Source organism: Citrobacter sp. Cpo089, assembly GCF_030332695.1.
GTDB classification, from domain to species: domain Bacteria; phylum Pseudomonadota; class Gammaproteobacteria; order Enterobacterales; family Enterobacteriaceae; genus Citrobacter; species Citrobacter portucalensis.
Genome location: NZ_JAOWHJ010000046.1, coordinates 150,570 through 163,367 on the forward strand (window position 1 = coordinate 150,570; position 12,798 = coordinate 163,367).

Genomic DNA, 12,798 nt, shown 5'->3' on the forward strand with positions numbered 1-12,798 from the left:
TATTTCCCTATTTACACATTGTTTCTCATCGTCATATCGCTATTTGATATTGTCGATTAATCCTTTGTTACTAATGCGTCATTCGAAGAGCGTTATGCGGGGTTTGCGCGAATTTACGGGCAATTACCTCCCCTTTAAGTGGCGGAGATCACACTTTTATGCTCATCCCCGCTCCTCCTCCCTCCCTAATCCGTGCCAGGATGAGGAATGTCAACAACGAGCCAGGCAAACTAGCGATAACGTTGTTTTATTACCTAAGGATCTGGAACCCCTATGTCACAGCCTACTTTCAACAAAGATCAATTTCAGGCTGCCCTGACGCGTCAGTGGCAGCGCTTCGGTTTACTGTCGGCTCAAGAAATGACGTCGCGCCAGTGGTGGCAGGCAGTGAGTGGGGCGTTGGCTGAGTTACTCAGCGCCCAGCCTGCGGCAAAACCGGCAAAAAATCAGCGTCACGTTAACTACATCTCGATGGAGTTTTTGATTGGTCGCCTGACCGGCAACAATTTACTCAACCTCGGCTGGTATCAGGTGGTGAGCGATGAGCTGAAAGCGCATGACGTCAACCTGACAGACCTGCTGGAAGAAGAGATCGATCCGGCGTTGGGTAACGGTGGATTGGGACGCCTGGCGGCTTGCTTCCTTGATTCGATGGCGACAGTCGGCCAGTCGGCGACGGGCTATGGCCTCAACTACCAGTACGGCCTGTTCCGTCAGTCGTTTGCCGATGGCCAACAGATGGAAGCCCCGGATGACTGGCATCGTGGCAACTACCCGTGGTTCCGTCACAACGAGGCGCTGGATGTGCAGGTTGGGATTGGTGGCAAGGTCACCAAAGAAGGGCACTGGGAGCCAGGGTTTACCATCACCGGCCAGGCATGGGATCTGCCGGTTCTCGGTTACCGTAACGGCGTAGCGCAACCGCTGCGTCTGTGGCAGGCCAGCCATGCGCACCCGTTTAACCTGACCAAATTTAATGACGGCGATTTCCTGCGCGCAGAGCAGCAGGGCATCGACGCTGAAAAACTGACGAAAGTGCTGTACCCGAACGATAACCACACCGCGGGTAAAAAGCTGCGCCTGATGCAGCAGTACTTCCAGTGCGCCTGCTCCGTAGCCGACATTCTGCGCCGCCATCATCTGGCAGGACGTAACCTGCACGAACTGGCTGATTACGAAGTCATTCAACTTAACGATACTCACCCGACTATCGCGATCCCTGAACTGCTGCGCGTGCTGATTGATGAGCACCAGATGAGCTGGGACGATGCGTGGGCGATTACCAGCAAGACCTTCGCTTACACCAACCACACCCTGATGCCGGAAGCGTTAGAGTGCTGGGATGAGAAACTGGTGAAAGCACTCCTGCCGCGCCACATGCAAATCATCAAAGAGATTAACGACCGCTTTAAGACGTTGGTTGATAAAACCTGGCCGGGTGATGCTGAAGTCTGGGCGAAGCTGGCAGTGGTGCACAGTAAACAGGTGCGTATGGCCAACATGTGCGTGGTCAGCGGTTTTGCGGTCAACGGTGTGGCGGCGCTGCACTCCGATCTGGTAGTGAAAGATCTGTTCCCGGAATATCACCAGCTCTGGCCGAACAAATTCCATAACGTCACCAACGGGATTACTCCGCGTCGCTGGATTAAGCAATGCAACTCGGCGCTTGCCGCACTGCTGGATAAATCGCTGAAAAAAGAGTGGGCTAACGATCTCGATCAGCTGATCAATCTGGAAAAATACGCCGACGACGCGAAGTTCCGCCAGCAGTATCGTGACATCAAACTGGCGAACAAAGAGCGCCTGGTGAAGTTTATTAAAGCGCGTACCGGTATTGAAATAACGACTAACGCTATCTTTGATATTCAGATTAAACGTCTGCATGAGTACAAGCGCCAGCACCTGAATCTGCTGCATATTCTGGCGTTGTACAAAGAAATCCGTGAGAACCCGCAGGCAGATCGCGTGCCGCGCGTATTCCTGTTTGGCGCAAAAGCTGCTCCGGGTTACTACCTGGCGAAAAATATCATCTTCGCCATCAACCAGGTTGCACAAACCATCAATAACGACCCGAAAGTCGGCGACAAGCTGAAGGTCGTCTTCCTGCCGGATTATTGTGTCTCGGCGGCGGAAATGCTGATTCCGGCGGCGGATATCTCTGAACAGATTTCAACCGCAGGGAAAGAGGCTTCCGGCACCGGTAACATGAAGCTGGCGCTGAACGGTGCGTTAACCGTAGGTACGCTGGATGGCGCAAACGTCGAAATCGCCGAGAAGGTGGGTGACGAGAATATCTTTATCTTTGGTCATACCGTGGAAGAGGTGAAGGCGCTCAAAGCCAAAGGCTACGACCCGGTGAAATGGCGTAAAAAAGACAAAGTGCTGGATGCTGTCCTGAAAGAGCTGGAAAGCGGGAAATACAGCGATGGCGACAAGCATGCCTTTGACCAGATGCTGCACAGTATCGGCAAGCAGGGCGGCGACCCGTATCTGGTGATGGCGGACTTCGCGGCCTACGTTGAAGCTCAGAAGCAGGTTGACGTGTTGTATCGTGACCAGGACGCCTGGACCCGGGCGGCGATTCTGAATACCGCGCGTTGCGGCATGTTCAGCTCGGATCGCTCCATCCGCGATTACCAGGCTCGTATCTGGCAGGCGAAACGTTAAGGAATCGCGATGGAAAGCAAACGTCTGGATAATGCCGCGCTGGCGGCGGGGATCAGCCCCAATTACATTAATGCCCACGGTAAACCGCAGTCTATTGGCGCCGAAACCAAACGGCGTTTGCTTGACGCCATGCATCGCACCACCGCTGCCACTCAGGTGGCGGTAACCCCGGTGCCGAATGTCATGGTCTATACCGCTGGCAAGAAAATGCCGCTGGCGGTTGAGGGAAGCGGAGAGTTTAACTGGCTGCTGACCACCGAAGAGGGCGTGCAGCACAAAGGGCATGCCGTCGGCGGTAAATCTTTTAACCTTCCGGCGAAGCTGCCGGAGGGGTATCACACGTTGACCCTGACCCAGGGCGAGCTGCGTTCCCATTGTCGTATCATCGTGGCACCAAAGCGCTGCTATGAACCGCAGACGTTGTTAGCCGGGCAGAAGCTATGGGGTGCATGTGTTCAGCTCTACACCTTGCGATCGGAAAAGAACTGGGGGATTGGCGACTTCGGCGATCTCCGCACCATGCTGGTGGATGTGGCGCAACGCGGCGGCGCGTTTATCGGGCTTAATCCGATTCACGCGCTGTATCCGGCGAATCCGGAGAGCGCCAGCCCGTACAGCCCGTCGTCACGTCGCTGGTTGAACGTTATTTATATTGATGTAAACGCCGTAGATGATTTCCGTCTGAGTAAAGAGGCGCAGGCGTGGTGGCAGAAACCCGCGACTCAGCAAGCTCTGCAACGCGCCCGCGATGCCAAGTGGGTTGATTATTCTGCTGTTACCGCACTGAAGATGACGGCGCTACGTATGGCGTGGAAAAGCTTCTCTGCGCGTGATGATGAGCAGATGGCGGCATTTCGCCAGTTTGTGGCTCAGGAAGGGGATAGCCTCTACTGGCAGGCGGCCTTTGATGCGCTGCATGCGCATCAGGTGAAAGAGGACGCATTGCGCTGGGGCTGGCCGGTGTGGCCAGAAGCTTTCCAGTCAGTGGACTCGCCAGAGGTAAAACGCTTCTGCGAAGAACATCGTGATGACGTAGATTTCTACCTGTGGTTACAGTGGCTGGCGTATACCCAGTTTGCTGACTGCTGGAAAACCAGCCAGGGCTTTGCAATGCCGATAGGGCTGTATCGCGACCTGGCCGTTGGCGTGGCCGAAGGCGGGGCGGAAACCTGGTGTGACCGCGAGTTGTATTGCCTGAAAGCTTCAGTTGGCGCACCGCCGGATATTCTCGGTCCGCTTGGGCAAAACTGGGGACTGCCGCCGATGGATCCGCACATCATCGCGGCACGTGCTTACGAACCGTTTATCGAACTGCTGCGCGCCAATATGCAGAACTGCGGCGCGTTGCGTATCGACCATGTCATGTCGATGCTGCGTCTGTGGTGGATCCCTTACGGTGAAACTGCCGATCACGGTGCCTACGTGCATTATCCGGTCGACGATCTGCTGTCAATTTTGGCGCTGGAAAGTAAACGTCACCACTGCATGGTGATTGGTGAAGATCTGGGTACCGTGCCGGTGGAGATCGTCAGCAAGCTGCGTGATAGCGGCGTCTACTCCTACAAAGTGCTTTATTTTGAGAATGACCATGAGAAAAACTTCCGTGCGCCGAAAGCGTACCCGGAACAATCAATGGCAGTCGCGGCGACGCATGACCTTCCTACGCTTAAAGGTTATTGGGATAGCGGCGATCTGACGCTGGGTAAAGTACTGGGCCTGTATCCGGATGAAGTCGTGCTGCGCGGGTTGTATCAGGACCGGGAACTGGCGAAACAGGGGCTGCTGGACGCGCTGCACAAATACGGCTGCCTGCCAAAACGTGCCGGTCACAAGGCTTCCCTGATGTCGATGACGCCGATTCTGAATCGCGGCATGCAACGCTATATCGCTGACAGCAACAGTGCGTTGCTGGGCCTGCAACCGGAAGACTGGCTGGATATGGCTGAGCCGGTCAACATTCCGGGGACCAGCGACCAGTACAAAAACTGGCGGCGAAAACTCACCGCCACGCTGGAGCAGATGTTTGCCGATGAGGGCGTGAATAAGCTGATTAAGGATTTGGATAAGCGGCGAAAAGCGGCCGCGAAGAAGAAGTAAGAAAGCCGGGGATTTCCCCGGCTTTCTTATGGTGATGGCTCGTAGCACGTAGGCCTGATAAGCGTAGCGCCATCAGGCACAGTTTTATCAGACCACCATACCCAGCAGCAGACACCCTACCAGACCGCAGACGGAGATAATGGTTTCCAGCATTGACCATGACTTGATGGTTTCACCGATGGTCAGGTTGAAATACTCCTTGAACAGCCAGAACCCAGGATCGTTCACGTGGGAGAAGATGACGGAACCAGAACCAACCGCAATAACCATCAGCTCAGGGCTTACGCCGGTCGTTGCAATCAGCGGTGCCACAATCCCACCTGCAGTAATCGCTGCAACGGTTGCGGAACCCAGTGCGATACGCAGTACTGCAGCGATAGACCATGCCATCAGCAGCGGAGAAACGTTAGAGCCGTGCATCATGGAGGCGATGTATTTGTCCACGCCGCTATCAACCAGGACCTGTTTAAAGGCACCGCCACCACCGATGATCAACAGCATCATCGCGATGATTTTGATTGAGGACACCAGCGTGTCGTTAATCTGATCCATCGAACGTCCGCGGTTCAGACCAAAAGTGAACATCGCAATCAGCACCGCAATCAACGTTGCCATGACCGGGTCACCGAGGAATTCTGCAACCGTCAGGAAAGCATGGCCTTTCGGCAGAATCATCTCCGCCACGGCGCGCATTGCCATCAGGATAACCGGGACCAGAGAGGTCCAGACGCTGACGCCAAAGCCTGGCATCTCTTCTTCAGTGAAGGTTTTTGCGCTGTACAGACCTTCCGGGATTGGCTTATCGATGCCTTTCAGGAAACGCGCGTATACCGGACCGGCGAGAATAACGGTCGGGATTGCCAGAATCGTACCAAACAGCAGAGTTTTACCCATATCTGCGTGGAAAATGGTGGCAATAGCGGTTGGACCCGGGTGCGGTGGCAGGAAGCCGTGAGTAACGGACAGCGCAGCCGCCATCGGCACACCAACGTACAGCAGCGGGATGTTAGCAGCGGCAGCAATGGTGAATACCAGCGGCAGCATCAGCACGAAGCCAACTTCGTAGAACAGGGCAAAACCGACGGTGAAGCCGGTTAATACCACCGCCCACTGAATGTGTTTTTTGCCGAATTTAGCAATCAGCGTGGTTGCGATGCGCTGTGCGCCGCCGCAGTCCGCCAGCATTTTGCCCAGCATGGCGCCAAAACCCATAATCAGGGCGAGGCTGCCAAGGGTTCCGCCGACGCCGGCTTTAATCGAACCGATGACTTTATCCAGTGGCATCCCTTGCATCAATCCGACAGCAAGCGCCACCAGGACGAGAGCGATGAAGCCGTTCATTTTGAAACGGATCATCAGGAGGAGTAACAAGATTACACCGATAGCAACGATGACTAATGGCATGATTTACCTGGCCTTTACTTTGTTATGGGTAACGTCAGTGTTTAGATGACAAATTCCGATTGTCCCGACCGGGAACAGAGTATTCTCAGCACCAATGCTGGTTGCCTTCAAAACTAATCAGTTTAACTGGCTATTATGTGTGTGTTAGGTGCTGATACGAATGATACGGGTAACATGCTGCGCTTGAAAATCACCTGGACAGGCAAAATTTAAAATATGAGAGGCTGGTCAAATTATGCGGGGGATTGTTGCAGGATAAATGCGAAAAAATGTTGGGACGTAAGCCGGAGTCAGCGATTACGCTACCACCCGGCATTAATGCCCGATAGCGACGCGGGGGCGTCTTATCGGGCCTACGGATACTCTACAGGTTCAGGCGTTAGTAGTAAGAGTGCTCGCCGCGCTGGTGTTCGGTTAAATCGCGAACGCCTTTCAGTTCAGGGAATTCAGCCAGCAGCTGCTTCTCGATACCTTCTTTCAGCGTTACATCTACCATTGAACAGCCGTTACAGCCGCCGCCAAACTGCAGAATGGCGTAGCCTTCATCGGTGATTTCCATCAGAGAGACACGACCACCGTGGCCAGCCAGCTGTGGGTTGATCTGCGATTGCAGCATGTACTCCACGCGTTCCATCAGCGGCGCATCATCGGCAACTTTACGCATTTTGGCGTTTGGTGCTTTCAGGGTCAGTTGGGAGCCTAACTGGTCGGTAACGAAATCGATTTCTGCATCTTCCAGATACGGTGCGCTCAGTTCATCAACATATGCGGTCAGCAGGTCAAATTTAATGGCGGCGTCGGTTGCTTCCACGGCGTCCGGCGGACAATAAGAAACGCCGCATTCAGCGTTAGGCGTACCGGGATTAATCACAAATACGCGGATTTGTGTCCCTTCTTCCTGATTTGCCAGCAGTTTGGCAAAGTGCGCTTGTGCAGCATCGGAAATATGGATCATAGTAATGGCCTAATAGTTGACTATTTTACTTGGTTATAATACGCCCATCATCGAGGCTCTACAAGGTTCGACACAGGCACCATACCTGGACAGTCGCCGCGCCGTTGCGTAAAAGCAGCTGCGCGATTTCCGCGACGGTACTTCCGGTAGTGACGACATCATCCACAATAACCATATGGAGTCCCTGCACCGGCAATTCAAGGCGAAAGGCATTTTTCAGGTTTTGTTTACGTAATCGGGCGCTGAGATGGTGCTGTGTGGCGGTTGCCCGAACCCGCGAGATGGTCCGGCTGTCCCAGTCGCAACCCAGCCAGCGTGCCAGCGGACGGCACAGTAAATCGCTCTGATTAAACCCTCTGCGCCAGTGTCGGCGTTGCCAGAGCGGGACGCTGACCAGCCTGTCCGGTAGAAGAAGGCCGCTGGCGCGCCGGGCCTGTAGTACCTCCAGCAATAGCAAACGTGAAAGAGCTGAGGCTGTTTCGCTGCGTCGTGAAAACTTGAGCTGGTGGATAAGCCCGCTCAACGGCGGAACATAGTCGCTGACGGTAACCAGTCTCTGCCACGGCGGCGGTTTTTGCAGGCAGCGCCCACAGGGAATGACGGTATGAGCGGCAGGGAGTCCACATTGAGGGCACAGGCTGGCGTGTTGACGCGTTGCCCGCGTACAGACTGAGCAGATCCCCCAATGTCCTAACGTCAGGGGCATTCGGCATAGCCAGCACAATCCCGGTACTGTTAGCATAGATGCATCCTTTCAGGCTAAAAGAGAACAATAACTGATGAATGACATCTGGTGGCAGACCCAGGGTTCGGGAAATTGCCATCTTGTGCTGCTGCACGGATGGGGACTGAATGCGCAAGTGTGGCATTGCATAAGCGAGGAACTGAGCTCGCATTTTACGCTGCATCTTGTCGACTTACCGGGATTTGGTCGTAGCCAGGGTTTCGGTGCAATGTCGCTGGAAGAGATGGCTGAGCGGGTATTGAAACAGGCACCGGAGAAAGCTATTTGGCTCGGCTGGAGTCTGGGTGGGCTGGTCGCGAGTCAGGTAGCGTTAACGCATCCTGAGCGTGTTCAGGCGCTGGTGACCGTCGCGTCTTCCCCTTGCTTTAGCGCGCGGGATGAGTGGCCGGGAATCAAGCCAGAGGTGCTGGCAGGTTTCCAGCAGCAGCTGAGCGAAGATTTCCAGCGTACGGTGGAGCGTTTTCTAGCATTGCAAACGATGGGCACAGAAACTGCGCGTCAGGATGCGCGAGCGCTGAAGAAAACGGTACTGGCTTTACCCATGCCGGACGTCGAGGTGCTCAATGGTGGACTTGAGATCCTGAAAACGGTCGATCTGCGAGAACCGCTGTGCGCGGTGGCAATGCCTTTCCTGCGGTTGTATGGCTATCTTGACGGGCTGGTGCCGCGCAAAGTCGTCCCGATGCTGGATGCACTGTGGCCGCAGAGCGAGTCTTTGGTGTTTGCCAAAGCGGCGCATGCGCCGTTTATCTCGCATCCCGCCGAATTCTGTGCAGCGCTTGTGGCGTTAAAACAGAAACTATAAATTTGATGTGTTGCCCGGTGGTGCCATGCTCGCCGGGCCTGAGATTAATGGCTGCGCGTAGCCAGATCCTCAGCGGTGAGGCCAGTAATTCTGAAGATGGTTAGTGGGTCTATACCATCAGCCTGCATAGTTGATGCAATACGTAATGCTTCCTCTCGTTTGCCTTGTTGCAGACCCGTTTGTAACCCCTCCTGTAGCCCTTCTTGCAACCCTTTCCTATGGCCTTCCTGAAGACCATTAAGGTGCCCTTCCTGTCGTAATCTTTCGGCGATAGTCATCAACTTGTCCTTATGTTGGGGTAAACGTTCGGCGACTTCATGAAGAAACTCGCCAAAATGTGTGGTGTTACCGGCCTGCATTAAATAATTAAACAAGGCTTTCAACTGGTTGTCATTAGCGTGTCCTTTAACAAGCAGGATGGCCATTTTTTCTACCAGCCCCATCAAATCGCGTTTACGAATATGCTTTTGGATGAGCTCCAACAGCGCCATCCGGCGATGCTGCATAATCTCGTCATCGGGCACAACAGTGATATCGATCAGTGGAAACGCGGTGCTATAAAGTTGTCTGGCGGACTCCGGGTCATCAAACTCGTCCAGCCAACAAAGTGAATAGGGGTATGGGCTTGCTGAGCCATGATAAAAAAGCATGGGTATCACCAGCGGGAGTTTTTAACGACCACAGCACATCAGAGTAGTACGCGCGCAAATCGTCCTCAATAAAGCTGCCCGATTCCAGTTGCAGTGTTTTAAGATCGCAAAGTTTTTGCAAAGAGGCTGGAAGATGAAGCTGAAGAAAGTCGCGTGCGGTCGCCGGGTGGTTTAAGAACGTTTTGAAAATCGCGTCATGCGGCGTAGCAGTCGTGTCAGTATTCATGGCGATCCGTCACCTGAGAAAAAAGATGACGAGACTCTACTTCCCAGGTTACCAGTAATCATCCACGAATTAATAACGATGCGTGGCTGGCTGGAGGATAGATCTTTTTTGCTGAAATAATGAAATCTGTGTGGAATCCATTACGCAAAAAAGCCGGATATCAGCGTAAACGCGTTATCCGGCCTGGACGTTTGCATCATTTGTAGGCCGGATAAGCGTAGCGCCATCCGGCAAAGAGCATCTGATTAGCGTAAAGCCCACCACTCGCGCAGGCAGGCTTTACCTTCTGGGCAACTTTTGCAGCTTCCGGAAAGACACCCGTCGGCATCTTCCTGAATCCGCACCGCTTTGCCCATCTTTTCTAACTGATTCAGCATGGCGTCAATCATGGGCTGCGGGGTATGCAGCGTGTGGCTAATTTGTGTCGCCTCCATGCGCCCCCGCAAAGCCAGTAAATCACGAACCTGAATAAGCGATGCCATTGTCGATAACCTTAGTGGCAATCGCCAGTCGTGCTGGAACAGCAGGAACTCGCCGTCCTGTTGGTTGCCAGCAGTGCGAGGTCCACGCGGCTGCGAGCTCGGCGCAGCAGGCCCAGCAACACGATGTTAAACAGGATGACCGCTAAAATGCACACCAGGCTGTAGGTCGGGTGCTCTTTGTAGCTGACCGTCTGATAAAACAGCGTCGACAGAGAGTAGGCGATATTCAGGCCCCACAGAATCGAGAAGCTCATCCAGCCACGGCTGGATTCACGTGCGATAGCGCCCATCACTGAAATGCACGGTACATATAGCAGAACAAAGATCAGATAGCTGTACGCGGCGGCGGCGCTGCCAAATTTCTCGCCCATCACGCCCATTGCCCCGGTAGCCATTTCACCGTCGCCCTTGCTGGCTTCGATAGGGTTAGCCAGCACGCTCAGGCTGAAAGTGTCTTTCAGGCTTTGCCAGGTTTCATCTACCGCGCCGAGCAGCTCGTCACCGAGGTGGAAATCTGCCGGGTTGAACTCTTCTTCCTGAATGTTTTCTGCGGTATAGAGCGTGTTCAGCGTACCGACAACCACTTCTTTCGCCATCGCGCCGGTGAACAGACCTACGGTTGCCTGCCAGTTATCTTCGTGAACACCAATCGGTTTGAAGACAGGGGTAATGACGCGGCTAACGGAAGCCAGAGCAGAGTCGTTGATGTTGTCGACGATTTTCCCGCTCAGTGAGAAGCTGTTAAATGCGCTGAGGAAAATGCTGACGATGATGATGACTTTACCTGCACGCAGAACGAAGCCTTTCAGACGTTGCCAGGTTTGAATGATCAGACTCTTAATGTGCGGTACGTGATATACCGGCAGCTCCATCACGAACGGCGTTGCTTCGCCACGCATGATGGTGTGTTTGAGCATCAGGCCGGTCAACACCGCCATAACGATACCCAGCACGTACAGCGAGAAGACCGCCAGCGCGCCGTTCTGACCAAAGAACGCGGCGGCAAAGACGGCGAAAATCGCCAGACGTGCGCCACAGGACATAAACGGCGCCATCATGATGGTCATCAGACGCTCACGCGGGGCGTCCAGCGTACGCGCGCCCATCACTGACGGTACGTTACAACCAAAGCCGACGATCAGCGGGACAAATGATTTGCCCGGCAGTCCCAGCGCCTGCATTAGACGGTCCATCACAAATGCGGCGCGCGCCATGTAGCCGGAGTCTTCAAGGAAAGAGAGGAACAGATACATCATGCCGATTTGCGGTACCAGCGGCAGCACGGTGTTAATCCCGCCGCCAAGGCCCTGGGCCAGGAAGATAGTCAGCCAGTCCGGGAAATGCAGCGTATAGCCAATCCACTGAATACCATGGATAAAGAGCGCCACGGAGCCAACATCAAACAACGGCTGCAGCGCGCCGCCAATGTTGATGGCAAGCAGGAACATCAGGTACATCACGAACAGGAAAATCGGCAGACCGAGGAAGCGGTTGAGGATAATTTTATCTACCGCTGTGGTGAAACGGCTCGGCTCTGCCGTCAGGGTATTACTGACGGTATCGCAGATAGCGGCAATGCACTGGTAACGTGCATCGGCAATATGTAGCGCCGGGTCGTCCATTGTCTCACTCAGGCGAGCAACAGCGGCATCAAGGTTTTGTGCTGCATCACCGGCGTAAGCACGGCTGTAGATATCGCCTTCGAGCATCTGCAGGCCTAGCCAGCGGCGCTGTTTGAGCGGCATATCTTTGGCCATTGCGTCGGCGAGGGAATCAGCTTCTTGCAGCAGCGGCTGGGCATAATGGACCAGCTCAACGGTGTCGTTTTCTTTGTAGCGATCGATCGCCAGCTTCAGTGCTTCAATGCCGCGCGCACGAGTGGAAACCAGTGGAACCACCGGACAGCCAAGACGAGCGGAGAGGGCGTCGATATCGATACGGATTTGCTGTTTCTCAGCAATATCCAGCATGTTCAGTGCAACGATACAGGGAATACCCAGCTCAAGCAGTTGCAACGTCAGGTAGAGGTTGCGTTCAAGGTTTGAAGCATCGACCACGTTGATCAACAGATCCGCGTCGCCGCTTAAAATATAGTGGCAGGCAATCTGCTCATCGAGAGAGGTTTGGGATGAGATTGTCGTCAGAGAATAAGTGCCGGGTAAATCGACCAGCGTGACCTGGTGGTCCGTCGTGGCGAAATGGCCTTCTTTACGCTCAACGGTAACGCCAGCCCAGTTGCCTACACGCTGGCGCGCGCCGGTGAGCTGGTTGAATAAAGTTGTCTTGCCGGAATTAGGATTACCAATTAAACCAATGGTTAGTTTTTTCATTTTTATAGACTCACTGTATTAACAGGAAACCGCTTCCACTTCTAATAACGCCAAATCCTTCTTACGCAATACCAGACTTACGCGACGCGTTTCGATATGGATAGGATCGCCGAGCGGGGCGACGCGTACCACGTTGAAGGATGAGCCGGGTAGCATGCCAAGTGACAACAGTTTCTGACGATAAGCCGGGCTGATTTCACGGGCAAAACCGGTAATTTTCCACGCACTGTCAGGAGTGAATTGCATAGGGACCTACTTATATCTCGCTAACTGGATGATTACCTCATGGGGCGACAGGGCGGCATGAGACCAGATGATTAGCTAACGTAAGGGAAGAGTAAATAATCAACAAATCAATGATAATGAGAATGGTTTCTATCATCAATAGAATAAATGTGACGGAATGTACAATTGGATAATAATTTGAGCCAATTTTG

The 12,798-nt window shown here is 53.9% G+C and carries 9 protein-coding genes and 1 pseudogene; 3 read left to right on the plus strand and 7 right to left on the minus strand.

Features of this window, described 5'->3' with window-relative positions; genetic code table 11:
* Positions 1 to 273: 273 nt before the first annotated feature.
* Together malP and malQ are read left to right on the plus strand one after the other, a co-directional pair.
* A complete protein-coding gene (malP, locus tag OGX92_RS08145) occupies positions 274 to 2,667 on the plus strand; it encodes a maltodextrin phosphorylase (protein WP_286586426.1) in 2,394 nt (797 codons plus the stop codon).
* 9 nt (positions 2,668 to 2,676) lie between these two features.
* Complete coding sequence (malQ, locus tag OGX92_RS08150; protein WP_286586427.1) at positions 2,677 to 4,764, plus strand: 4-alpha-glucanotransferase; 2,088 nt, start codon at positions 2,677 to 2,679, stop codon at positions 4,762 to 4,764.
* An 87-nt stretch (positions 4,765 to 4,851) separates the two neighbouring features.
* Here the strand turns inward: malQ and gntT are convergent, their stop codons facing one another.
* From gntT to gntX, 3 genes are all read right to left on the minus strand, one after another.
* On the minus strand, positions 4,852 to 6,168 hold the full coding sequence (gntT, locus tag OGX92_RS08155) for a gluconate transporter (RefSeq protein ID WP_003023507.1): 1,317 nt from the start codon (positions 6,166 to 6,168) through the stop codon (positions 4,852 to 4,854).
* A gap of 379 nt (positions 6,169 to 6,547) precedes the next feature.
* Positions 6,548 to 7,123, minus strand: a complete 576-nt coding sequence (gene nfuA, locus OGX92_RS08160; protein WP_286586428.1) for a Fe-S biogenesis protein NfuA — start codon at positions 7,121 to 7,123, stop codon at positions 6,548 to 6,550.
* 58 nt (positions 7,124 to 7,181) lie between these two features.
* Positions 7,182 to 7,865, minus strand: a complete 684-nt coding sequence (gene gntX / locus OGX92_RS08165) for a DNA utilization protein GntX (RefSeq protein ID WP_126317290.1) — start codon at positions 7,863 to 7,865, stop codon at positions 7,182 to 7,184.
* Positions 7,866 to 7,902: 37 nt separating this feature from the next.
* Here gntX and bioH point away from each other — a divergent pair, with 37 nt between their 5' ends.
* Positions 7,903 to 8,673, plus strand: a complete 771-nt coding sequence (bioH, locus tag OGX92_RS08170; protein ID WP_126956377.1) for a pimeloyl-ACP methyl ester esterase BioH — start codon at positions 7,903 to 7,905, stop codon at positions 8,671 to 8,673.
* A gap of 44 nt (positions 8,674 to 8,717) precedes the next feature.
* Here the strand turns inward: bioH and OGX92_RS08175 are convergent.
* The 4 genes and pseudogenes from OGX92_RS08175 to feoA form a co-directional block, all read right to left on the minus strand.
* Positions 8,718 to 9,549 (minus strand): annotated as a pseudogene (locus OGX92_RS08175) (Rpn family recombination-promoting nuclease/putative transposase).
* Between the two features lie 245 nt (positions 9,550 to 9,794).
* Positions 9,795 to 10,031: a [Fe-S]-dependent transcriptional repressor FeoC gene (feoC, locus tag OGX92_RS08180; protein ID WP_003023516.1), complete on the minus strand. Its 237-nt coding sequence runs from the start codon at positions 10,029 to 10,031 to the stop codon at positions 9,795 to 9,797.
* An 11-nt stretch (positions 10,032 to 10,042) separates the two neighbouring features.
* Complete coding sequence (feoB, locus tag OGX92_RS08185) at positions 10,043 to 12,361, minus strand: Fe(2+) transporter permease subunit FeoB (protein WP_003827652.1); 2,319 nt, start codon at positions 12,359 to 12,361, stop codon at positions 10,043 to 10,045.
* A gap of 18 nt (positions 12,362 to 12,379) precedes the next feature.
* Positions 12,380 to 12,607 (minus strand): ferrous iron transporter A, encoded by a 228-nt coding sequence (gene feoA / locus OGX92_RS08190; RefSeq protein WP_003023519.1) that lies wholly within the window; start codon positions 12,605 to 12,607, stop codon positions 12,380 to 12,382.
* Positions 12,608 to 12,798: the final 191 nt, after the last annotated feature.

What these genes read in the sequence shown, in the direction of transcription:
- gntT (WP_003023507.1), bottom strand. Translation starts at nt 6,168, where the DNA reads ATGCCATTAGTCATCGTTGCTATCGGTGTAATCTTGTTACTCCTCCTG.
- nfuA (WP_286586428.1), bottom strand. Translation starts at nt 7,123, where the DNA reads ATGATCCATATTTCCGATGCTGCACAAGCGCACTTTGCCAAACTGCTG.
- malP (WP_286586426.1), top strand. Translation starts at nt 274, where the DNA reads ATGTCACAGCCTACTTTCAACAAAGATCAATTTCAGGCTGCCCTGACG.
- feoC (WP_003023516.1), bottom strand. Translation starts at nt 10,031, where the DNA reads ATGGCATCGCTTATTCAGGTTCGTGATTTACTGGCTTTGCGGGGGCGC.
- malQ (WP_286586427.1), top strand. Translation starts at nt 2,677, where the DNA reads ATGGAAAGCAAACGTCTGGATAATGCCGCGCTGGCGGCGGGGATCAGC.
- gntX (WP_126317290.1), bottom strand. Translation starts at nt 7,865, where the DNA reads ATGCTAACAGTACCGGGATTGTGCTGGCTATGCCGAATGCCCCTGACG.
- bioH (WP_126956377.1), top strand. Translation starts at nt 7,903, where the DNA reads ATGAATGACATCTGGTGGCAGACCCAGGGTTCGGGAAATTGCCATCTT.
- feoB (WP_003827652.1), bottom strand. Translation starts at nt 12,361, where the DNA reads ATGAAAAAACTAACCATTGGTTTAATTGGTAATCCTAATTCCGGCAAG.
- feoA (WP_003023519.1), bottom strand. Translation starts at nt 12,607, where the DNA reads ATGCAATTCACTCCTGACAGTGCGTGGAAAATTACCGGTTTTGCCCGT.